This window comes from Azospirillum sp. A23, from assembly GCF_042938965.1.
Lineage (GTDB): Bacteria > Pseudomonadota > Alphaproteobacteria > Azospirillales > Azospirillaceae > Azospirillum > Azospirillum melinis.
Map to the genome: position 1 here is coordinate 376,611 of NZ_CP170668.1, position 22,315 is coordinate 398,925.

At 68.2% G+C, this 22,315-nt stretch carries 16 protein-coding genes; 11 read left to right on the plus strand and 5 right to left on the minus strand.

Annotated elements, in window-relative coordinates; genetic code table 11:
* The first annotated feature begins 41 nt into the window (after positions 1–41).
* Complete coding sequence (gene uxuA, locus ABNQ40_RS32125; protein WP_109051205.1) at positions 42–1,238, plus strand: mannonate dehydratase; 1,197 nt, start codon at positions 42–44, stop codon at positions 1,236–1,238.
* 32 nt (positions 1,239–1,270) lie between these two features.
* On the opposite strand, the gene ABNQ40_RS32130 is transcribed toward uxuA, so the two are convergent.
* Entirely contained in the window at positions 1,271–2,749 is a 1,479-nt protein-coding gene (locus tag ABNQ40_RS32130) for a sigma-54-dependent Fis family transcriptional regulator (RefSeq protein ID WP_109051204.1), read from the minus strand.
* A gap of 212 nt (positions 2,750–2,961) precedes the next feature.
* On the opposite strand from ABNQ40_RS32130, the gene ABNQ40_RS32135 reads away from it, so the two are divergent.
* From ABNQ40_RS32135 to ABNQ40_RS32150, 4 genes are all read left to right on the plus strand, one after another.
* Complete coding sequence (locus ABNQ40_RS32135) at positions 2,962–3,165, plus strand: general stress protein (RefSeq protein ID WP_109051203.1); 204 nt, start codon at positions 2,962–2,964, stop codon at positions 3,163–3,165.
* A 187-nt stretch (positions 3,166–3,352) separates the two neighbouring features.
* Positions 3,353–5,182, plus strand: coding sequence for a histidine kinase N-terminal 7TM domain-containing protein (locus tag ABNQ40_RS32140; RefSeq protein WP_109491105.1), 1,830 nt, complete (start codon positions 3,353–3,355; stop codon positions 5,180–5,182).
* Positions 5,183–5,261: 79 nt separating this feature from the next.
* Positions 5,262–5,783 (plus strand): TRAP transporter small permease, encoded by a 522-nt coding sequence (locus ABNQ40_RS32145; RefSeq protein WP_109051202.1) that lies wholly within the window; start codon positions 5,262–5,264, stop codon positions 5,781–5,783.
* On the plus strand, positions 5,780–7,063 hold the full coding sequence (locus tag ABNQ40_RS32150) for a TRAP transporter large permease (RefSeq protein WP_109051201.1): 1,284 nt from the start codon (positions 5,780–5,782) through the stop codon (positions 7,061–7,063). The genes ABNQ40_RS32145 and ABNQ40_RS32150 overlap by 4 nt, the downstream gene beginning before the upstream one ends.
* Here the strand turns inward: ABNQ40_RS32150 and ABNQ40_RS32155 are convergent.
* Both ABNQ40_RS32155 and norR read right to left on the minus strand, forming a co-directional pair.
* Complete coding sequence (locus tag ABNQ40_RS32155) at positions 7,060–7,326, minus strand: DUF1488 family protein (protein WP_109051200.1); 267 nt, start codon at positions 7,324–7,326, stop codon at positions 7,060–7,062. The two genes, ABNQ40_RS32150 and ABNQ40_RS32155, sit on opposite strands and share 4 nt — an antisense overlap.
* A complete protein-coding gene (gene norR / locus ABNQ40_RS32160; protein ID WP_109051199.1) occupies positions 7,323–8,924 on the minus strand; it encodes a nitric oxide reductase transcriptional regulator NorR in 1,602 nt (533 codons plus the stop codon). The genes ABNQ40_RS32155 and norR overlap by 4 nt, the downstream gene beginning before the upstream one ends.
* A gap of 134 nt (positions 8,925–9,058) precedes the next feature.
* On the opposite strand from norR, the gene hmpA reads away from it, so the two are divergent.
* Both hmpA and ABNQ40_RS32170 read left to right on the plus strand, forming a co-directional pair.
* Positions 9,059–10,234 carry an NO-inducible flavohemoprotein gene (hmpA, locus tag ABNQ40_RS32165; RefSeq protein WP_109051198.1) on the plus strand — a complete coding sequence of 392 codons (1,176 nt, stop codon included), beginning with the start codon at positions 9,059–9,061 and terminating at the stop codon, positions 10,232–10,234.
* 494 nt (positions 10,235–10,728) lie between these two features.
* Positions 10,729–12,906: a methyl-accepting chemotaxis protein gene (locus tag ABNQ40_RS32170; RefSeq protein WP_247879959.1), complete on the plus strand. Its 2,178-nt coding sequence runs from the start codon at positions 10,729–10,731 to the stop codon at positions 12,904–12,906.
* A gap of 67 nt (positions 12,907–12,973) precedes the next feature.
* On the opposite strand, the gene ABNQ40_RS32175 is transcribed toward ABNQ40_RS32170, so the two are convergent.
* Complete coding sequence (locus ABNQ40_RS32175) at positions 12,974–13,816, minus strand: fumarylacetoacetate hydrolase family protein (RefSeq protein WP_109051196.1); 843 nt, start codon at positions 13,814–13,816, stop codon at positions 12,974–12,976.
* Positions 13,817–14,027: 211 nt separating this feature from the next.
* Here ABNQ40_RS32175 and ABNQ40_RS32180 point away from each other — a divergent pair, with 211 nt between their 5' ends.
* On the plus strand, positions 14,028–14,954 hold the full coding sequence (locus tag ABNQ40_RS32180) for a MurR/RpiR family transcriptional regulator (protein WP_109051195.1): 927 nt from the start codon (positions 14,028–14,030) through the stop codon (positions 14,952–14,954).
* Positions 14,954–15,607 (plus strand): bifunctional 4-hydroxy-2-oxoglutarate aldolase/2-dehydro-3-deoxy-phosphogluconate aldolase, encoded by a 654-nt coding sequence (locus tag ABNQ40_RS32185; protein WP_109051194.1) that lies wholly within the window; start codon positions 14,954–14,956, stop codon positions 15,605–15,607. The genes ABNQ40_RS32180 and ABNQ40_RS32185 overlap by 1 nt, the downstream gene beginning before the upstream one ends.
* A 35-nt stretch (positions 15,608–15,642) precedes the next feature.
* Here the strand turns inward: ABNQ40_RS32185 and ABNQ40_RS32190 are convergent, their stop codons facing one another.
* Positions 15,643–19,104 carry an ATP-binding protein gene (locus ABNQ40_RS32190; RefSeq protein ID WP_391349188.1) on the minus strand — a complete coding sequence of 1,154 codons (3,462 nt, stop codon included), beginning with the start codon at positions 19,102–19,104 and terminating at the stop codon, positions 15,643–15,645.
* Positions 19,105–19,273: 169 nt separating this feature from the next.
* Here ABNQ40_RS32190 and ABNQ40_RS32195 point away from each other — a divergent pair, with 169 nt between their 5' ends.
* Together ABNQ40_RS32195 and ABNQ40_RS32200 are read left to right on the plus strand one after the other, a co-directional pair.
* Positions 19,274–20,341: a transporter substrate-binding domain-containing protein gene (locus ABNQ40_RS32195; RefSeq protein ID WP_109051706.1), complete on the plus strand. Its 1,068-nt coding sequence runs from the start codon at positions 19,274–19,276 to the stop codon at positions 20,339–20,341.
* Positions 20,342–20,552: 211 nt separating this feature from the next.
* Positions 20,553–22,268 (plus strand): MFS transporter, encoded by a 1,716-nt coding sequence (locus ABNQ40_RS32200; RefSeq protein ID WP_109051707.1) that lies wholly within the window; start codon positions 20,553–20,555, stop codon positions 22,266–22,268.
* The last annotated feature ends 47 nt before the right edge of the window (positions 22,269–22,315 follow it).

Consider the following 22,315-nt stretch of genomic DNA (forward strand, 5'->3'; position numbering starts at 1 on the left):
GACTTCCAAAGCCCCCTCTCTACTCCAAGGAGTTCGCAGCCATGGAACAATCCTGGCGCTGGTTCGGTCCCGAAGACGCGATCAAGCTGAACCACATCCGCCAAGCCGGCGCCACCGGCGTGGTCACCGCCCTGCACCACATCCCCTACGGCGTGGTCTGGTCGGTCGAGGAAATCCAGAAGCGCAAGGCGATGATCGAGTCCGACAAGGAACTCGGCCTCAGCTGGACGGTCACCGAAAGCCTGCCGGTGCATGAGGCGATCAAGATCGGCGAAGGCGACCTGACCGAGCTGTTCGACAATTACCGCCAGTCGATGCGCAACCTCGCCGCCTGCGGCGTGACGACCATCTGCTACAACTTCATGCCTGTGCTGGACTGGACGCGGACGGAGCTGGCGGCGGCGCTGCCGGGCGGCGGCACCTCGCTGCGCTTCAACGCCCACGAGCATGCCGCCTTCGACGTCTACATGCTGGAGCGTCCGGGCGCGGAGGAGGACCATTCGCCGGAGGTTCTCGCCAAGGCCAAGGAATGGTTCGACCGCTCGTCCGAGAGCGACCGCGCCAAGCTGCTTACCAACATCATGGCCGGCCTGCCGGGCGCCTATGACCGCTACGACATCCCCGGCCTGCGCAAGATGATCGCGCGCTTCAACGGCATGTCCGCCGACGGCCTGCGCGAGACGCTGGCCCGCTTCCTGCGCGAGGTCATCCCGACCGCAGAAGAGGTCGGCATCCGCATGGCGATCCATCCCGACGACCCACCCCGTCCGCTGTTCGGCCTGCCCCGCATCGTCAGCACCGAGGACGACCTCGCCCACCTGATCAACGCGGTGAAGTCGCCCAACAACGGCCTGACCTTCTGCACCGGCTCGCTGGGTGCCGGACAGACGAACAACGTGCCGGCGATGGCGAAGCGCTTCGTCGAGGACATCCACTTCGTCCATCTGCGCAATGTCGCCAAGGATCCGGACGGGTCCTTCGAGGAAGCCGACCATCTGGGCGGCGACGTCGACATGGTGTCGGTCGTCACCACCCTGCTGGAGGAGCAGAAGCGCCGCCAGGACGCCGGCAACGACAACTGGCGCCTGCCCTTCCGCCCCGACCATGGCCACGAGCTGCTGGACGACGTCGGCAAGCCGACCCACCCCGGCTATCCGATGATCGGCCGTCTGCGCGGTCTGGCCGAGATCCGCGGCGTGATGACCGCCGTCGCGGCGATGAAGCAGCTGCCGGTTTGATCTGGCCGATGTGAACCGAGTGCGCGCCGGCCTCACCCGCCGGCGCGCATCCCCAGCCGGGCTAGCTTCTTGTAGAAGGCGGCCCGGGAGATGCCGAGCGCCCGTGCCGCCTTCGTCGCCCTGCCGCCGCTGGCCGCGAGCGCCCGGCCGAGCAGCCCGCGCTCGAACTCGTCGAAAGCCAGATCGTAGTCCGGAAGATTTTGCGGTTGAGGCTCCGCCCGCTCTGCGGTGCGGACCGGCATCGACAGGTTTTCAAGCGGAGCGGTCTCGCCCAGATCCGGAAACGCCTCGGCCAGGTCCGCGGCTGTCAGGCGGCGGTTGTCGGTCAGCAGGCAGGTGCGCTCCAGCACGTTGCGCAGCTCGCGCACATTGCCCGGCCAGCGGTGGCGGCCCAGGGCCTCGACCGCCTCCGGGGTCAGGCCGCGCAGAGGGAGCCCGGTGCGGGCGGCGATCTCCTGCAGGATGGATTCGGCGATGGCCTCCAGCCCGCCGCCCATCTCCGCCAGGGCCGGCAGGCGGATCGGCAGCACGTTCAGGCGGTAATAGAGGTCGGAGCGGAAGCGTCCGTCGCGGATCCGCCGTTCCAGATCGACGTTGGTCGCCGCGATCACCCGCACATCCACCTTCACCGGCCGGTCGGACCCCAGCGGCTCGATCTCCTGCTCCTGCAAGGCCCGCAGCAACTTGGCCTGGAGCCCAAGCGGCATGTCGCCGATCTCGTCCAGGAACAGGGTGCCGCCGTCGGCGGTCTTGAAGCGCCCCTCCCGCCCACGGCGGTCCAGCCCGGTATAGGCGCCGGGCACCGCTCCGAAGAACTCCGCCTCCAGCAGCGTTTCCGGGATCGCCGCCACATTGACGCCGACGAAGGACCGGCCGCTGCGCGCCGACAGGCCGTGGATGGCCTGCGCGATCAGTTCCTTCCCCGTGCCGGTCTCCCCCAGCAGCAGGATCGGCGCGTCGGTGCGGGCGGCGAGACGGGCTTTGCGCTTGACCTCCAGGCAGACCGGGCTGTCGCCGACATAGCTTTGCAGCGTGTAGCGCGGCTGCCGCCCCTCGTCGAGCCGGCGCTTGGTCGCCGCCAGTTCCGCCTCCAGCCGCGACAGTTCGGCCAGCAGCGGTTTCAGTCGGTGCAGGCTGTCGTAGAGAACGAAGCCGACGGCGCCGATCACCATACCGGCATCGTCGGTCAGCGGAAACCGCGAGACCACCAGCCGCTGGGTTCCGAACAGCATCAGATCGAGAAGGATCGGCTGGCCGGTCGTCAGGATCTGGCGCATCTGCGAATGGGGAATGATCTCCTCCACCTCACGGCCAATGGCCTCGGAGGGGTCGGAGATGCCGAGCATGCGGGCGTATTTCTCGTTGATCCACACGACCCGGGCATGGCGGTCGACCGCCACCGTTCCTTCGGACTGGGTTTCCAGCGCCTCGAACAGCGAGGGAATCGCCCGGCTGCGCAGCAGCGCCGCATCGCCCTGCCGCACCTCGGAGAATCGTTCCCGATCACTCACTCCCGCCGTCCCCGTTCCCTGTCAGAGCAGGCTTACCTTATCGGCCCGTACGTCCGAATCCGCAACCGGCTGGGGCTTGCCACTTCCGGTAAGGCCGCACTGAACCGATGGCGGGGGCGGCGCGACCATCCCACCGGCGCTCTGTTCTGATCTGCACCGTTGCGTTTCCGCACGGTGACGACCTTTCGATCACACAGGATGGAGAACACATCATGGCGAACCAGAACGAAGGGCGCAGCGCAGGCAGCCAGCACTCCGGCGGCAACTTCAAGGACGATCCGGAGCGCGCGGCCGAAGCCGGCAAGAAGGGCGGTCAGGCGTCGGGCGGCAGCTTCAAGAACGATCCCGAACGCGCGTCCGAGGCCGGCAAGAAGGGTGGCGAACACAGCCACGGCGGTGGCGGCAACAAGGAATAAGGAGTGACCGGCTCCACGATCCGGTAATGTCCGGGCAAACCGCCCGGCTGGGAAAGCGCGCCGATTTCGGCGCGCTTTTCCTTTTCCGCGGAGAAGCTTGCGCAGCTTCGACGGAAAGGTTCATTCTCTGCACTTCCCGTCCGCCGCAACCGACCACCGCCGAAGCCCCGACCATGCACGCTCCGCGATGACCCTTCCGTCAGCCCTGCTTCTGGCCGCGGTCGTCGCCACCTTGTGGATCGCAGCGCGCAGCTGGACCCTGCCCGCCTTCCCCGGCCGCACCGATTTCGTGCTGATGCAGTTGTCGGCCGCCTGGTGGTCGACGGCCGTCGCCGTCGAGAGCATGGTGCCGGCGCCCGCCGACAAGCTGTTGTGGGCGGAAATGGCCTGGTTGGGCATTGTCTGCACACCGAGCCTGTGGGCGTTCTTCCTGTGGTCCTACACCAGGGGCGAGTTGCCGGCACGCTGGCGGCTGGTGCTGGTGACGATCGGATTGGCGACCTGGGCGGTGGCCCTGACCAACGACGCCCACCACCTGTTCTACACCGCCATCCAGCCGGTCAACGCGGAGCCGGGCGCCGCCCTGGTCTACAGCCACGGGCTGCTCTTCTACGCCGTCACCATCTACATCTATGCCTTCATGGTGATGAGCATCGTCGTCACCGCCAGCGGCATCCACCGGGCGACCCCGGCTTACCGCACCCATTACCTGGGATTCCTGGTGGTGATGGCCGTCCCGTGGGCCGCCAATGCCGGCTATGTCTTCGGCACCCTGACCCTGTTCGACCTGGATCCCACCGCCTTCAGCTTCCTGATGATGGACGGGATCTTCTACTGGCTGATCACCCGGCGGCGCCTGTTCGAACTGTTGCCGGTGGCCCGCGATGCACTGCTCGACGCAGTGCCGGAACCGGTGCTGGTACTGGACGGCGACGGCACCGTGGTGGAAGCCAATCCGGCGGCACAGGCGCTTGCCGGCGATCATGCCGCCATCGGACGACGGCTTGCCGACCTGCCCGGGCTGTCGGCCCTGTCCACCATGGTTGGCGCCATGCCGGCGACCGCATCTGGACCGCTGACGCTGGATTGCTGCGGCTCTCCGCGCAGCTTCGAGGTGACCTGGGTACCGCTGACGTCGGGCGGCGGCGGGCGCGAGGTCGGCTGCCTGCTGATGCTGCGCGACGTCACCCACCGCCACCGGGCCGAGATGCGGCTGGAGGACACCGTGCGCCGCCTCGACCTCGCCCGTCTGGAGGCGGAAGAGCGGCTGGTGGCGGAGCAGGAGGCGAAGCGGGCGCTGAACGGCTTCCTGTCGATGGCGGCGCACGAGTTCAAGACGCCGCTCGCCATCATCGACGGGGCGGCCCAGCTTCTGCTGATGGATGCGGAGGTGAAGGCGCCCGGCATGCTGCCGCGGCTGGAGAAGATCCGCCGCGCCGTGCGCCGGCAGATCAACATCCTGGAAACCTGCCTTGCCGACGACCGGCTGAACGATCCCGCCTTTGCGCTGCGCCGCGACCGGCTGGCGTTGCCGGCCCTGCTGCGCGCCGCCGCCTCGGCCCAAGGCGACGCCGCACCCGGCCGACGCATCGAACTGGATCTGGACGGCTGCCCGCACTGGGTGGTGGGCGACGCTCCGATGTTGGAGTTGTGCGTCCACAACCTGTTGAACAACGCGCTGAAATACTCCCCCTCCGGCACTCCGGTCGGGCTGCGGGCCCGGGAAGAGGCGGCGGCGGATGGACCGTGGCTGGCGCTGTCGGTCGCCGACCAGGGTATCGGCATTCCGGACAGCGAGCGGAACCGGGTGTTCGACCGCTTCTTCCGCGCGTCCAACACCGGGACGGCGGCGGGGAGCGGCGTCGGGCTGAACATGGTCCGCCGCATCGCAGCACTGCATGGCGGAACCGTGACGGTGGACAGCCGGTTGGGCGAGGGCAGCGTCTTCACCCTGCGGATCCCGCTGTCCAAGGAGACGCTCTGCGAAGACGGGATGGCCGGCATGCCGACGGAGTAATCCGGGTGGGAGATCGTTTCTTGCATTGATTGCCCGGTGAAGGGAATAATCCCGCTCCCTCCATCTGGACCCTGGCAATATGAGCGAACACGACCCCACCGTCGTCCGGCCGGTGCCGAAACCCCGCGTCCCTCTGGGCATCGAAGAAGTGCTGGTCGCCATCACCATGGCGGTGGTGGCCCTGATCACCTTCGCCAACGTCGTGGTGCGCTACCTGACCGACGTCTCCTTCGCCTTCACCGAGGAATATTCGATTGCGCTGATGGTCATCATGACCTTCCTCGGCGCGTCGGCCGCAGTGGTGAAGGACCGCCACATGCGGATCACCTTCCTGACCAGCAAGCTGTCGCTCGCCAACCGCCGCCGGGCGGAGATCTTCGCCATGGCCTGCACCGCCGCCATGTTCGCCCTGTTGGTGGGCTATGGCGCCTGGGCGACCTGGGACGATTACAGGTTCGAAGTCACTTCGCCGGCACTGGGGCTGCCGCAGTGGATCTACACGATCTGGCTGCCGCTGCTGTCGGCCGTCGTCACCCTGCGCGCCATCGGTCGCATGATCCGGATCGCCAGGCGGACGGAAAAGCTGGAGGGCGAGGCATGATCACCACCATGCTGTTCGGGTCCTTCCTGTTCATGCTGCTGCTGGGGGTGCCGATCGCGGTCGCCCTGGGTCTGGCGGGCACCGCCGCCATCGGCTTCGCCCATCTCGGCGTCATTTCGGTGCCGACCAGCGTCTATACCGGCATCGCCAAGTATCCGCTGCTGACCATCCCGATGTTCGTGCTGGCCGGTACCATCTTCGACCGCTCGGGCGTGGCGCAGAAGCTGGTGCGCTTCGCCACCGCCGTCATCGGCCAAGGCAAGGGCGCGCTGGCGGTGATCGCCGTGGTGGTGGCGATGATGATGGGCGGCATCGCCGGATCGGGCCCCGCCATCGCCGCGGCGGTCTGCGGCGTGATGGCGCCCAGCATGATCCGCGCCGGCTATCCGCGCCCCTACATCGCCGGCGTCATCGCCGCGGCGGCCGCCACCGACATCCTGATCCCGCCGTCGGTGGCGCTGATCATCTACAGCGTGCTGGTTCCGGCAGCCCCGGTCACCGCGATGTTCGCCGCCGGCATCATTCCGGGAACGCTGGCCGGGCTGGCGCTGATCGTTCCCACTTTGTGGCTCGCCCGGCGCTACAATCTGGGCGGCAACATGGCGAACGAGCCGCGCCCGCCCTTCTGGGGCAGCCTGTGGGACGCGTCGCTCGGCATGTTCGCGAAGGTGCTGATCCTGGGCGGCCTGCGGCTCGGCATCTTCACCCCGACCGAGGCGGCGGTGATCGCAGTCGCCTACGGCCTGCTGCTGGGCATGGTGGTCTACCGGACGATCAAGGTCCGCGACCTCTATTCGATGATGGTCGAGGCCGCGGAGATCTCGGCGATCATCCTGACCGTCATCGCGCTCGCCAGCGTCTTCGGCTGGGCGATGAGCACCCTGTCGATCATCGATCCCATCGCCAACGCCATCGTCAATCTCGGCATCGGCGAATATGGCGTGATGTTCCTGCTGATGATCATGCTGATCGTCATCGGGACCTTCCTGGACGGCGTTTCGACCTTCATCATCCTGTTGCCGCTGCTGATCCCCATCGCCATGACCTATCACTGGGATCTGGTCTGGTTCGGCGTGCTGCTGACGCTGAAGATCGCCATCGGCCAGTTCACCCCGCCGATGGCCGTCAACCTGATGGTCACCTGCCGCATCGCCGGCTGTACCATCGAAAGCACCATCCCCTGGGTGCTGTGGCTGATCCTGACCATGTTCCTGACGCTTGCGGCCGTGGTGGTGTGGCCGGATCTGGCGCTGTGGATGCCACGGCATATGGGGTTCTAGAGGAGACGGGCGACGTCGCGGCTGGTCAGATGCAGGCTGGCTGCGGCGTCGTAGCCCCGCTGCGCGATCTTGCCGGCCGCCGCGGCCTCGAACGAGGCACGGTGGGCTGCCGCGAAGGCGAGACAGTCTTCCGGCGTCGGCTCCCGCTTGCCGAGCAGGGCGCGGAAGGCCAGCCGGTGGACGGCGCACCAGCCGCCATGCCCGGCCGGTTGGAAGACAAGCGCATCGATGTCCCCGCGCCAGGACAGCCCCTCGCCGCTCATTCCCGCAGCCCCAGCCGCCGGGCAAGACGGAACAGGTTGCTGCGGTCCAGCCCGAGCGACCGCGCCGCCTGTGCCCAATTGCCGGCATGGCGGTCCAGATGCTCGCGGATCATCCGGCGTTCCAGATCCTCCACCGCGTCGCGCAGCGGCAGGTCGGGTAGGTCCGGCGTTTCCGGCGGGTGGGGCTGCCGCACCGGGACAGTCGCGGCCACGACGCTCCCCTCTCCCTCTTCCAGCCCAAGATCGGCAGGGGTCAAGGTCAGCACGCCGCCGTCCGGCGGGCGGGCGACGCGGGCGCGGATGGCGCCACGGCCGATGGCGTGCTCCAGTTCGCGCACATTGCCGGGCCAGGGATAGGCCAGCATGCGGCGCTCCGCCGCCACCGACAGGCGCAGGTTGCGCAAGCCCAGCCGCGCCCGGTTGCGCTCCAGAAACAGGCCGGCCAGCCGCAGAACGTCGGTGCCGCGGTCGCGCAGTGGCGGCACCCGAAGCGGATAGACGCTGAGCCGGTGATAGACGTCGGCGCGAAAGCGGCCCTCCCGCACCTCCGCGGCCAGATCGCGGTTGGTGGCGGCGATCACCCGCACATCGACGGTGATGTGGCGGTCGGAGCCGACGCGCTGGATCTCGCCATTCTGCAAGGCCCGCAGCATCTTCGCCTGCGCCGCCAGCGGCAACTCGCCGACCTCGTCCAGGAACAGGGTGCCGCCGTCGGCCAGTTCGAACTTGCCGCGCCGGTCGGCAACCGCACCGGAAAAGGCGCCACGCACATGGCCGAACAGTTCGCTTTCCACCAACGCGTCCGGCAGGGCGGCACAGTTGACGTGGACCAGCGGTCCGGCGGCACGAGGGGAACGGGCGTGCAGCCGTCGCGCTACCAACTCCTTGCCCACCCCGGTTTCGCCCAGCACCAGCACGACGAGGTTGCTGGCCGCCACGGTGTCGATCTCCGTCAGCAGGCTCGCCATCGCCGAGCTGGCGCCGATGGGGTCGAAGTCGGGGCCCTGCGGCGGATCGTCGATGATCCGCAGGGTGGCGCCGCCATCGCCGGCCGGGGCGGCACGCCGCTCCATCGCCGCCGCGAGGTCGGCGGCGAGCCGGGCCCAGGCGGCAATCGCCCCCTCCCACCCTTCGAAACGCCCCTCGTTCAGCGCATCCAGGGTCAGCATGCCCCACGACCGCCCATCGACGCTGAGCGGCGCACCGACGCAGTCATGGACATGCAGCCGCTGGCGCAGATCGGGGATCAGCCCGTCATAGGGGTCGGGAAGCTCGCAGCCGGCGGGGAAGCGCAACGGTCCGTCCCCGGCCTCGGCAATCGCCTTCAGGCGGGGATGCTCGTCCAGCTCGAAGCGCCGCCCCAGCGTGTCGGGACTGAGACCGCGGGTGGCGAGCGGCACCAGCAACCCCTCCCCCGCCCGCCCGGTGCCGGCACGGTCGTCCCGCCGCAGCAGCGCGCAGGCATCGCAAGGCAGATGGCGCGCCATCAGATCAAGCAGCAACGGCCACAGCCGTGCCGGATCGTCCAGCGCCTGCACCAACACTCCAACCTCTTCCAGCGGGAGCGACGGTGTCGAAATGACCGCATCGTTGTCCATCCGACATCATACCGTGCGCGGTCATTTTGACAACGCGGCTTCTGTGCAGCGTTGATTCCCGCGCTGCGTCGCTTTGGCACAGGGCTTGCCATCTGGTTGCGACATCGTGACGCGCAAAAGGATTGCCCCCTCCCATGCTGACGCCTGCCCAGATCGCCGTCATCAAAGCCACCGCTCCCGTCGTCGCCGCCAACGCCAACAAGATCACCGGCACCTTCTATCCGCTGATGTTCGAGCGCTTCCCCGAGGTGCGCGCCGTCTTCAACCAGAGCCACCAGCGCAGCAGCGCCCAGCCGGAAGCGCTGGCCAACGCCATCATCGCCTATGCCTCCAACATCGACCGGCTCGAGGTGCTGGGGCCGGCGGTGGACGGGATCGTGCAGAAGCACGTCTCGCTGAACATCACCCCCGACCAGTACAAGATCGTCGGCACCTGCCTGATGGAAGCCATCGGCAAGGTTCTGGGCGACGCGGTGACCGCCGAGGTCGCCGACGCCTGGGGTGCGGCCTATTGGCAGCTGGCGGAACTGCTGATCGCCGCGGAAGAGAGGGAATATGCCCGCAAGGCGGCGTTGACCGGCGGCTGGCGCGGCGCCCGCCGCTTCCGCATCGCGGAGAAGACGCCGGAGAGTGCCGTCATCACCTCCTTCCGGCTGGCGCCGGTCGATGGCGGGAAGGTGATGGACTTCCATCCCGGCCAGTATCTCGGCCTGCGGCTGACCATCGACGGCGAGACCGTCCATCGCAACTACAGCCTGTCGGCTTCGCCGAACGGCAAGGACTACCGCATCTCGGTGAAGCGGGAACAGCAGGGGCTGGTTTCCGGCTTCCTTCATGACCGCGTGCAGATCGGCGACGAGATCGACGTCTATCCGCCCGCCGGGGAGTTCGTGCTGCGCAAGGGCGCCGGTCCGCTGCTGCTGATCACCGGCGGCGTCGGCCAGACCCCCGCCCTGCCGCTGGCCGAACAGGCGCTGGCCGCCGGCCGCAAGGTCATCTACGTCCATGCGGCGCTCAACGGCTCGGTCCATGCCTTCCGCCGGCAGGTCGACCAGCTGGCTTCCCTGCATGACGCGCTGAAGCCGGTCTACTGCTATGCCGACCCGCAGCCGGGCGACGAGCCGCACATGGTCGGCCTGCTGGACGAGGAGCGGCTGGGCAAGCTGCTGCCGCAGGAGCCGGGGGTCGCCGCCTATGTCGTCGGTCCGAAGCCGTTCATGGCTGCGGTGGTCAAGGCGCTGACCGCGCTTGGCCTGCCGGAGTCGGCCATCGTGCATGAATTCTTCGGCCCGCGCGAAGCGCTCGCCTGACGCGACGCCGACACAGCTTTGCCTCCAACTGGATGGGCCGGCCTTTTCGAAGGCCGGCCTTCTTTCTGCCGGTCGAGCGGACCGCGAGGCCGGTGCGCCCGCCGGTTGTGAGTAAATCTGTTATATCACCAGTTTTATATATGCCGACGGCCGGCCTGGATCATCATTCCGGCTTGTGGCGGCCAAGCCATGCGCGCTTTTAGTGAAATCGGAACGGGGGCCGACTGGCCGATCATTGCGCTGCGGCATTTTTCGTAGGCCGTCACGGAAGAATCGTGGATTCTCCTTATTTCTTTCTTAAGCGATTCGGCGCTTTCCTAGTCACGGAACGGTCAAATTATTTGCAATTGTTCCTTTTCTGCGACATCGCCTGCGAACCGCCCGCGACCGTCGCAGGCAGGGGTCGGGGGAATGAAGGTGCGGCGAGAGCCGGAACGGCCAGCCGCAATGACTTATGGAGCGTCGGTGTCCGAGCACCGAAGGGGGAGGATGGGATGTCGAAGGATAGCCAGAGCATGACGCGCCATGGCGCACCCGCCAAGGGTGGTGCGTGGTATTCCGGGCTGCGCGCCAAGCTGATGATCGCCATCGGCGTGGTGCTGTCCGGCACGCTGGTCGCCGCCGCGGTGGCGCTGATCGGCTATGCGAACGTGCGCACCACCATTGACGCCATCGTCGGCGAAGCGGTGCCGGCGATGACCGAGGGCATGGCGGTGGCGCAGCAGGCCGAACGGCTGGTGGCGCTGGCCCCGGCCCTGACCTCCGCCGACACCGCCGCCGCGCGCGAGGCGGTCTCCGCCCGCATCGCCGCCGCGAAGGAGGAGTTCAACGCACGCCTGTCCCGACTGCGGGCCACCGGTTCCGCCGGCGCTCAGCTCGCCGCAATCGAGGAGGCATCGCAGGGACTGCTCGGCAATCTGGCGCAGCTCGACCAAGCGGCGGCCGAACGGGTGGCGCTCGGTGCCGAACGCATGGCGATGATGCCGAAGGTGATGGCGGCCGAAGCGGAAATCCAGAAATTCGCCGCGCCTTGGAATTCCGTCCTCAACAACGACGAGGAGCAGGCCCGCTCCACGCTGGCGGAGCCGGATGCAGCCCCCGCGGCGATGCGCGAGGCGGCGGCCACCCTGAACAAGGTGATGGCGCAGAAGAAGCCGCTGGCCACCGTCACGGCGGAAGCCGCCAACATCCGCAACATGCTGATGGAAGCGTCGACCACCAGGGACGACCAGCGGCTGGCGATCATCGAGACGCGGGTGGGCGTGTCGCTCGCCGGGCTTTCCAACAACGCGGAGGCGCTGCCGGAACGGCTCGCCGCCGTGGCCACCAAGCAGGCGGAACTGCTGAACGGCTTTTCCATCGGCGAAAACTCCATGGTCACCCTGCGCCAGAAGGAACTGACCATCGAGGGCTATTTCACCCAGCTGCTGGAGAGCAACCACGCCCTGACCACCACCCTTGCCAAGGGCATTTCCACCCTGGTTGAGGGTCAGAAGAGCAGCATCGCGGAGGCCAGTGCCGCCACCACCCACATGCTGGACAACAGCCGCCTGACTCAGCTCGCCGTCGCGGTGGCGAGCATCCTGGTGTCGATCCTGGTGGTCTGGCTCTATATCGGCCGCATCGTCATCCGCCGCATGATGGATCTGAAGACCGGCATGGCCCGCATCGCCGCCGGCGACCTGGATGCCGAGATCGCGCTGACCGGCAAGGACGAGATCGCGGAGATGGGTGCCGCACTGCTGGTCTTCCGGGACACCGCACGCGAGGTGGAGACCGCCCGCACCGCCGCCGAGGCCGAACGCCAGCGTGCCGCCGGCGAACGCCGCCAGACCATGCTGTCGCTGGCCGACCAGTTCGAGAATGGCGTCAAGACGGTGGTTGAGACGGTGTCCGCCGCCGCCACCCAGATGCACCAGACAGCCGCCGGCATGGTGGCGACCGCCGACGACACCTCGCGCCAGGCCGGCAACGCGGCCGAAGCGGCGGAGACCGCATCGGTCAACGTGGACGGCGCCGCTTCGGCCGCGCACGAGCTGTCGCAATCGATCAGCGAGATCGCCCGGCAGGTGACCGAATCGGCGACCATCGCCGCCAAGGCCGCCAGTGAGGCTGAGCGCACCGACAGCACCATGCGCGACCTGAACGAGGCGGCCAGCCGCATCGGCGCCGTGCTGGACCTGATCTCCGACATCGCCGGCCAGACCAACCTGCTGGCGCTCAACGCCACCATCGAAGCGGCGCGCGCCGGGGAAGCCGGCAAGGGCTTTGCCGTGGTGGCGAGCGAGGTGAAGCAGCTGGCCAGCCAGACGGCGAAGGCCACCGAGCAGATCGCCGGCCAGATCGGCACCATGCAGCAGGCGACCGGCGAGGCGGTCGGCGCCATCCGCAGCATCGGCCTGACCATCGGCCGCCTGAACGACATCGCCGCCAGCATCGCCGCGGCGGTGGAGGAGCAGGGTGCCGCCACATCGGAGATCGCCCGCAACGTCCAGCAGGCGGCGGGCGGCACCGCCCAGGCTTCCCAGAACATCGGTCAGGTGCGAACCGCCGCCGGCCAGACCGGCCAGTCGGCCCAGGAAGTCCTGTCGGTCGCCCAGGAGGTCTCCAGCCAGACCGGCCGTCTCCAGCAGCAGATCGACCGCTTCCTCAGTCAGGTGCGGTCGGCATGATGCCGGCGAAAGGCCCCTCTTCCCCACGGGGAAGAGGGGCCTTTCGTTTTTTAGCCCCGAAGCGGTTTCAGCCCTGAACCACCGTCTGGCGCTGGGTGCCCAGCCCTTCGATGCCCAGTTCCACCACGTCGCCGGCCTTCAGGAAGACCTGCGGCTTCTGGCCCATCCCGACGCCGGGCGGAGTTCCGGTGGAGACGATGTCGCCCGGTTGAAGGCTCATGAAGCGCGACAGGTAGGACACCAGATAGCGCACGCCATAGACCATGGTGGCGCTGCTGCCGTCCTGATAGCGGTGGCCGTTGACCTCCAGCCACATCTTCAGCGCCTGCGGATCCTCGATCTCGTCGCGGGTGACCAGCCAGGGACCGGTCGGGCCGAAGCTGTCGCAGCTCTTGCCCTTGGTCCATTGGCCCTGCCGTTCGATCTGGAAGGCGCGCTCCGACACGTCGTTAACGATGCAATAGCCGGCGACATGGTCCATCGCCTCGTCTTCCGAGACGTATTTGGCGGTCTTGCCGATGACGAAGGCCAGTTCGACCTCCCAGTCGGTCTTTTCCGAGCCGCGCGGCAGTTCGATGGGATCGTTCGGGCCGACGATGGCGCTGGTCGCCTTCATGAAGATGATCGGCTCCGGCGGCACCGCCATGCCCGTCTCCGCCGCATGGTCGGAAAAGTTCAGGCCGATGCAGACCATCTTGCCCACCTGCCCGACGCAGGGGCCGAGGCGCGGGTTACCCTCCACCAGCGGCAGCGAGGCCGGGTCGATGGCCCGCAGACGGTCCAGCCCCTCCGGCAGCAGAGCGGTGCCCGCGATGTCGTCGACATGGGTGGACAGATCGCGGATGCGGCCATCGGCATCCAGCAGGCCCGGCTTTTCCTGGCCCGGCGGGCCGTAGCGCAGCAGTTTCATGAAAAACCCTTCCAGATAAGGAGGTTGCCTCCGACAGGACGGCGGTGCCGGCCGATCCTGCCCGGACGGCGCGGAAAGTAAAGGGGGGAGCGGACGAATTGTAGCATTGCTTCACAGACGGGTCGACAAAGCGGCCTGCCTGTAGTAAAACTACATTCGGTTCCGATACGCCTCCATCCGTTGCCCCTTCGGCAGCCACTCCGGTCCTCCCATGCTGGACAGCATCGCCTCCTCCCTCGACAGCCTGCGCCGCGCGGAAGCCGCGGTGGCGCGCAGCGTTCTGGCCGATCCCGGGGCGGCGGTGCGCGACAGCCTGGCCCAGCTTGCCGGCAAGGCGGGGGTCAGCGAACCGTCGGTCCTGCGTTTCTGCCGCTCCGCCGGCTTCGGCGGCTTCCAGGAATTCAAAATCGCGCTGGCCCAGCATCTTGCGGCGTCGGCCGCGCGGGAGGAGGCGGGCGACCGCCCAACCCCGCTGGTGCGCGACCTCTCTCCCGGCGACAGCGTCGCCAGTGCGGCGGAAAAGGTGCTGAACCGCTCCATCGACGCGCTGGTCCGCCTGCGCGGCCGGCTGGACAGCTTGGCGCTGGAAAAGGCGGCCGGTGTGCTGGCACGGGCGCGGCGGGTGCAGATCGTCGGCGTCGGCGCCTCGGGCGCGGTGGCGCTGGACGCCCATCACAAGCTGTTCCGCCTGCTGCCGCAGGTCACCGCCAGCACCGACGCCCATCTCCAGGCGATGGCCGCCGCGACGCTCGGCCCCGGCGACGCGCTGCTGGCGATCTCCAAGACCGGCACCAGCGACGAGATCTTCGATGTCGCCGCCATCGCCCGCGACGGCGGGGCGACGGTGATCGCCATCACCGCATCGGCGACTCCGCTGGCCGAACGCGCCGACATCCGCCTGACCGTCGATGTGGACGAGGACACCGCGGTCCACACCCCGATGGCCTCCCGTCTGGCGCAGCTGGCGCTGATCGATGTGCTGACCGTGGCCGTCGGCCTGCAGGCACCGCCCGGCCTCGACCGCCGTCTGGCCCGCATCAAGGCCGTCCTGGCCGGGCACCACCGCGCGCCGGAGCGGCCGGCTTCCGTTTCAAACTCCGCGTCTTCCGTCACCCGAAAAAAAACCGAGGAATCCTGATGTCCACCACGCAAACCCCGAACGAAATCCTGGACCAGCTCGTCGCTTACGGCGTCGTTCCGGTCATCCGCAACAGCTCCGCCGATCTGGCGCGCACCGCCGTCACCTGGCTGCGCGAGGCCGGCTACGGCACCTTCGAGATCACCATGACGACCCCCGGCGCCGTCGGCCTGATCGAGGAGCTGTCGGCGGAGGGCGGCGCCCTGATCGGCGCCGGCACCGTCCTGACCCCCGCCGCCGTCGCCGACGTGGTGAAGGCCGGCGCCAAGTATGTGGTGTCGCCCTGCGTCGTGCCGAAGGTGGCCGCCGCCTGCCGCGACCATGGCGTGGCCTGCCTGATGGGCGCCCTGACCCCGACCGAGGTGCATGCCGCCATCTCCGCCGGTGCCGACGCCATCAAGATCTTCCCGGCCTCCACCGTCGGTCCGGCGCACATCAAGGCGCTGAAGTCGGTCTTCCCCGGCGTCCGCTTCGTCCCCACCGGCGGCATCGACGCCACCACCGTGGCCTCCTACGTCGCGGCCGGCGTTGCCTGCGTCGGCGCCGGCGGCAAGCTGGTCGATGAAACCCTGGTCAAGAAGGGCGACCGCGAGGGCATCCTCGCCGCCGGCCGCCAGCTGATGGACGCCTATCGCGCCGCCAAAGGCGTTTGAGCGAACCGGCATGAGGCGGGGGCCGACCCTCCGCCTCAAACCCCTTCCAGAACTCCGCGCACCGCGTCCATCGCCGCGAGGCCGCGGCTGAAGGCCGATTCCGCGGTGGCGGCCAGTTCCTGCGCCTCCACCCGGCGGCCTTCGCGCATGCCGTCCTCCACCGCCCGCATCAGCCCGACGAAGGCGGTCAGGCCGAAATGGCTGGCGGCCCCGGCGAGCCGGTGGGCGATGTCCTCGATCTCGTCATCGGGTGTGTCGGCGGCGGACAGGCGGGGCAGCCCTTCCTGGGCCGATTCCAGCAGCAGGCCGCGGATGGTTGCGAAGCGGGCGGGGCCGAGGGAGCGGATGTAGCGTTCCAGAATCTCCTCGTTCACATCGTCCTCGACCACCCGCGGGCGGGGCGACGTTTCCGCCGGGACCATCCCCGCTCCCGGCTCCTCATCGTCGTCACGCGGGGCGACGGCGTTCGACAGCAGGTGCATCAACCGCTCCGGGAAGATCGGCTTCTCGATCACCGCATCGATGCCGGCGGCGATGTAGCGGGCACGGTCGGCGGCGAAGACGTTGGCGGTCACCGCGACGATGGGCACCGCCGCACGGTCGGCATCCTCCAGGGCACGGATGCGGCGCGCCACCTCCGGCCCATCGATGTCGGGCAGGCGGATGTCCAGCAGAATGGCGTCGAAGTGCCGCCGGGTCGCCAGTTCCAGCGCGCTTTCCCCGGTTTCCGCGACAGTGATGCGGTGGCCGGCGTCGGACAGCAGCCCCAGCGCCACCTCCCGATTGATCGCATCGTCCTCCACCAGCAGCAGGGCCAGCGACCGCACCCGGCTGATCGGCAGCAGCCGTCCGGGACGCGCCGGGAGCGCCGGCTCATCGACCCGCAGCAAGGGGATGGTGACGGTGAAGACGCTGCCCAGCCCCTCCACACTGTCGACACGGATGCTGCCCTGCATGGCGTCCAGCAGATGGCGGACGATGGCGAGCCCCAGACCGCTGCCGCCGAACCGCCGGGCGATGGTCGGATCGGCCTGCTCCAGCTTTTCGAAAATGGCGGCGCGGCGGTCGGCCGGCACGCCGATCCCGGTGTCGCGCACGGCCAGACGGAGCATCTCTCCGGCACCGGAACGTTCCGGGCCCGGTTCGATGTCGACGCGCAGGTCCACCCCGCCGCGCTCGGTGAACTTCACCGCATTGCCGACGAGGTTCACCAGGATCTGCCGCAACCGCTGGCGGTCGATGACCACCAGTTCCGGAACCTCCGGCGCGATGTCGAGATCGAGGTAGATCCCCTTCTCGTTCGCCAGTCCTTCCACAGTCGCAACGACCTCCTCCAGCACCGGCAGCAGGGCGCAGGGAGCCGGGTCGAGGTCCAGCTTGCCGTCCTCGATCTTGCGCAGGTCGAGGATGTCGTTGACCTGATCGAGCAGCCCGTGGCCGCAGCGCATGATCGACATGGCATAGCGGCGCTCCCCGGCATGCAGTTGCCCGGTCAGCAGCAGCCGGCACAGGCCGAGGATGCCGTTCAGCGGCGTGCGCATCTCGTGGCTGACGGTGGCGAGGAACTCCGTCTTGGCGGCGTCGGCGCGCTCCGCCCGCTCCTTGGCCTGCCGCAGTTCCTCGCGCGCCCGGCGCGACGCGGTGATGTCGTTGGCGACGCAGATGATGCGGCAGCGCCCGTCGCCCGACCATTCGAAGGGATGGCGTTGCAACGCGAAGACGGTGTTCTCGCCGTTGCGGGGAAGAACCAGCTCCTCCACCCCCAGCGAGCGCATGGATCCCGGATCGCCGCCGGCGAGCGCCCGGCCGGTCTCCGGACCCAGCACTTCGGCCAACGTGCGGTCCTCGATGTCGGCGCGGCGGGTGCCGAAGCAATCCTCCGCCGCCCGGTTCCACAGCAGGACGCGGCCGCTGTCGCCGTCCAGCACGTAGAGGACGCTCGGCACATTGTCGATGACGGCGTCCAGGAAGGCCTGGGTCCGGCGCAGCAGTTCCTCCGCCTCGCGGCGGCGGGTGATGTCGACCACCGAACTCAGCAGCACCTCCTCGCCCTGGAATTCGAAGGCGATGCCGGACAGCAGGCCCCACAGCCGACGGCCGGAGCGGGTCACCAGTTCGGTTTCCACATCCAGTGCCAGCCCGCTGGTGAAGACGTCGCGGACGAAGTCGTCGCGCACCTGCGGGACGTACCAGACGCTGGCGGCGGGGCGGCCCAGCAACTCGCCGGCCTCGTCCACCTCGAACAGGTCGGCGGCGCGGCGGTTGACGAAGCGGATCTGGCCGTCGGCGCGGCCGGAGATCACCAGAGGAACCGGTGCGGCCTCCAGCACCGTGCGCAGCCACTGCTCGTTGCGGCGCAGCGCCTCGCTCTTGTCCTCCGTCTCCTGGATGTAGAAGCGCAGGGCGCGGGCAAGCTCACCGATCTCGTCGGCGCCGGTCACCGGCACCTCCGCCCGGCCGCCGCCGGTGCGGTCGCGGATCGCTTCGCTGACCGCCCACAGCCGGGCCAGCACCTTGCGCCGCACATACAGCACCGACAGAACCATCCCCAGCACCACCACCCCGACCGAGGCGAAGAACAGGCGGGTGTAGGTGGTCGACACCTCGATCACCTGCTGGCGGCTTTCCTCCGCCGCCTTGGTCTGCTCGACGAAGATGCCGGTGTTGAGGCCGGTGTTGACCAGAGACACCTGATTGGCGCGGTCGACCAGCCCGTTCAGCATCTCAGAGGCCTGCAACTCCGCCTGTCGCTGGCGGAAGACGGACCGGTCGCCCTCCACCACCGAGCGCATGCCCTCCGCCAGCCGGGCAAGCCTGTCCGCCACATTGTCCGCCGCGCCGTCCGTCGGACCGACCGGGGCGGACCCATCCAGCGCCGACAGTTGCGCCACCGCGCTGTCGGCCAAGCGGGTGAGCGCGAAGCTGTTCTCCGCCTGATGGACCGAGGCGATCAGGAACAGCAGCCGCTCCGCCATCGCCAGCCAGCGCTGCACGCCTGCATCCTCCACCCCGCGCAGGGCCGGTTCGGCCAGGGCGTCGGCCATCCGTCGCACGTCACGGTTGCGCTCGGCGAGAGCGCGGCGGGCGGTGATACGTGCGGTCACGCCGCGGTCGATGGCATCGCGCAGCCGCAGGATCTCGTCGCGCTGACTCTTCAGCCCGGTGATCCGCTGGGCCTGCCGGCCATCGGAGGAGTCCATCTCCGCCAGCAGCCGGTCATAGCCGTCCAGCTGGTCGGCCAACCCCTGCTTGATCGTTTCGCGTCCGAAATTCTCTTGCGACAGGGCCAATTGTTCCAGAGTCCGCATGATCCGCTGGTGCTGGCGCTCCAGCTTGGCGGAGGCGACGACCGCCGGGAACTGCTCGGACGTGACCTTGGTGATGCCGGCATGCAGCCCGTCGAAGGCGATATAGGCGCCAAGCCCGATCAGGAAGGCGACCAGACCGTTGAAGGCGAGCGCACCGAACAACCGGGCGCCAACACCGATCCTGACCATGCCAGCCTTCCCCGGCGCCTTTCCCGATCCGGAACCGCCCGATTCGGAACCGCTCGGCCCCGCCTTGCTGTCGCCCGCCATTCCCGTTCCCGCTTCCCCCGGCTGCGCATCGTTTGCGTGGCCGCGCCGGCAGCGTATCATAGCGCGGCCGTCGGATAAGGGGAGAAGGATGGGGTCGAAGCCTGTTGCCGCCACAGTCGGCCTGCTGCTGGCGCTGCAACCGTTGCTGTCCGCCGGAACCGTCGCGGCACAGCCGGACGCCGCCGCACGCAACGGCGACCGCCCGGTCCTTGCGGAGATCGAACGGCGCGGAGTCGTGCGCTGCGGGGTGTCCTTCAATCCCGGCTTCGCCGCCAACGACGACGGCGGGCGGCCGGTCGGCTTCATGGTCGACCTGTGCCGGGCGCTGGCCGCTACGGTTTTGGGCAAGGCCGACGCCATCGAAATCCGCCGTCTGTCCAAGCCGCAGGAGTTTGCCGCCGTCGCCACCGGCGAGGTCGACGTCTCCTTCGCCCAAACATCCTGGACACTGACGCGCGACGCCACCTATGCCGTCGATTTCGGGCCGCCGATCTTCTACGACGTGCAGGGGATCGCCGCATGGCGGCTGCCCGACGGCCATTCGGCGCTGGATGGCGATCTCACGGTCTGCGTCCCGGCCGGAACCACCACCCAGGCCGAGCTGGAAACCCTGATCGGCGGGGGCAAGCGGCCCTGGAAGCTGCGCAGCTTCCCCGGCTGGCCCGATACGCTGGAAGCCTTTCTCAGCCGCGACTGCGCGGCGATCAGCGCCGACCGCGCGCTGCTGACCACGGCGCTGCACATGCTGGAGACACCGCAGGACGCGGTGGAGATCGCCGAGATTCCATCGTCCCTGGCCTCGCGCGAGCCGCTGGCCCCGCTGACGCCGAACAGCGACCGCAACTGGATGGCGGCGGTGCGCTGGACCATGTTCGCCCTGTTCCTGACCGACGATGCCGGGGTGTCCGGCGCCAACGCCAATTTCCAGCGCATCACCGGCACCAGCGAGATGCGCCGCCTGCTGTCCGGCATGCCGGAGGTGGCGGCGAAAGCGGGACTGCGGCCGGACTGGGCCTATCAGGCGGTGGTGCAGGTCGGCAATTACGGCGAGATCTTCGAACGCAATCTCGGGAACCGGTCGCCCTTCAAGCTCGACCGCGGCCTGAACCGGCCCTGGACACAAGGGGGCCTGCTCTATACCCCCGTGTTCCAGTAGGAACTGGTATCCGCTCAAAAGATCAGCGTAACCCATTACCGTGCCCCCGATACCCCCGACCATGGTCGGGGGTGACGCGCACTGTTCGTGCACGCAACTATCGGTGACATAACCAAGGCGCGGGCTCGGTCATCACATCACGTGACCGACAGGCACCGCACGCGAAAAACCAACCAAAGTTGTGGACTATTCACTTGGGAGGGTGAAGACCATGGCCTATGCGGCTTCGACATCGGACGCCGTCCGACCGATGACGGGCGAGGAGAAGAAAGTCATCTTCGCATCCTCGCTCGGGACCGTCTTCGAATGGTATGACTTCTATCTTTACGGATCGCTCAGCGCGGTCATCGCCGCGCAGTTCTTCTCCGGCGTCAACCCGACCGCCGGCTTCATCTTCGCGCTGATGGCGTTCGCCGCCGGCTTCGCGGTCCGTCCCTTCGGCGCCCTGGTCTTCGGCCGTCTCGGCGACATGATCGGCCGCAAATACACCTTCCTGGTCACCATCCTGATCATGGGCCTGTCGACCTTCATCGTCGGCATCCTGCCCAACTATGCCTCCATCGGCATCGCCGCCCCGATCATCCTGATCGGCCTGCGCCTGCTGCAGGGGCTGGCGCTGGGCGGCGAGTATGGCGGTGCCGCGACCTATGTCGCCGAACATGCACCGCACGGCCGCCGCGGCAACTACACCTCCTGGATCCAGACCACCGCGACGCTCGGCCTGTTCCTGTCGCTTCTGGTCATCCTGGGCTGCCGCGTCGCCATGTCGCCGGAGGACTTCAACGCCTGGGGCTGGCGCATCCCGTTCCTGATCTCCATCGTTCTGCTCGGCATCTCGGTGTGGATCCGGCTGATGCTGAACGAGTCGCCCGCCTTCAAGAAGATGAAGGAGGAAGGCAAGCATTCGAAGGCGCCGCTGACCGAATCCTTCGGCGAGTGGAAGAACCTGAAGATCGTCCTGCTCGCCCTGTTCGGCCTCGTCGCCGGCCAGGCGGTGGTCTGGTACACTGGCCAGTTCTATGCCCTGTTCTTCCTGACCCAGACGCTGAAGGTCGATGCACAGGCGGCCAACCTGATGATCGCGGCGGCCCTGCTGATCGGCACTCCCTTCTTCGTGATCTTCGGCACGCTGGCCGACCGGATCGGCCGCAAGCCGATCATCATGGCCGGACTGCTGCTGGCCTGCCTGACCTATTTCCCGCTGTTCAAGGGCATCACCCACTACGCCAATCCGGCGCTCGAGGAAGCCATCGCCACCTCGCCGGTCGTCGTCCTCGCCGATCCCAACGAGTGCTCGTTCCAGTTCAATCCGGTCGGCACCAGCCAGTTCACCAGTTCCTGCGACATTGCCAAGAGCGCCCTGGTGAAGCGCGGCATCCCCTACACCAATGAAGTGGCGCCCGCCGGAACCGTGGCGTCGATCAAGGTCGGCACCACGGTCATCCCGAGCTACACGGCTGTACCGCAGGCCAACACCACCGTGTCGCTGAGCCACGGCCCGGCCACCGCCGCCACCCCGACCGACGCGAAGGCCGCCGGTGCCGCCTTCGACAAGGGGCTGGGCGATGCGCTGAAGACCGCCAACTACCCGGCCAAGGCCGATCCGACCCGCATCGACACGGTGATGGTCATCGCACTGCTGACGGTTCTGGTAATCTACGTGACGATGGTCTACGGGCCGATCGCCGCGATGCTGGTGGAGATGTTCCCGACCCGCATCCGCTACACCTCGATGTCGCTGCCCTACCACATCGGCAACGGCTGGTTCGGCGGCTTCCTGCCGACCACCTCCTTCGCCATCGTGGCGGCCACCGGCGACATCTACTCCGGCCTCTGGTACCCGATCATCATCGCCGCGGCGACCCTGGTGATCGGCCTGCTGTTCGTCCGCGAAACCAAGGACGTGGACATCTACCAGCACGACTGACCGCGGCCGCATGAACACCTGATAAGGAAAACGGGCGGAGGGGATGA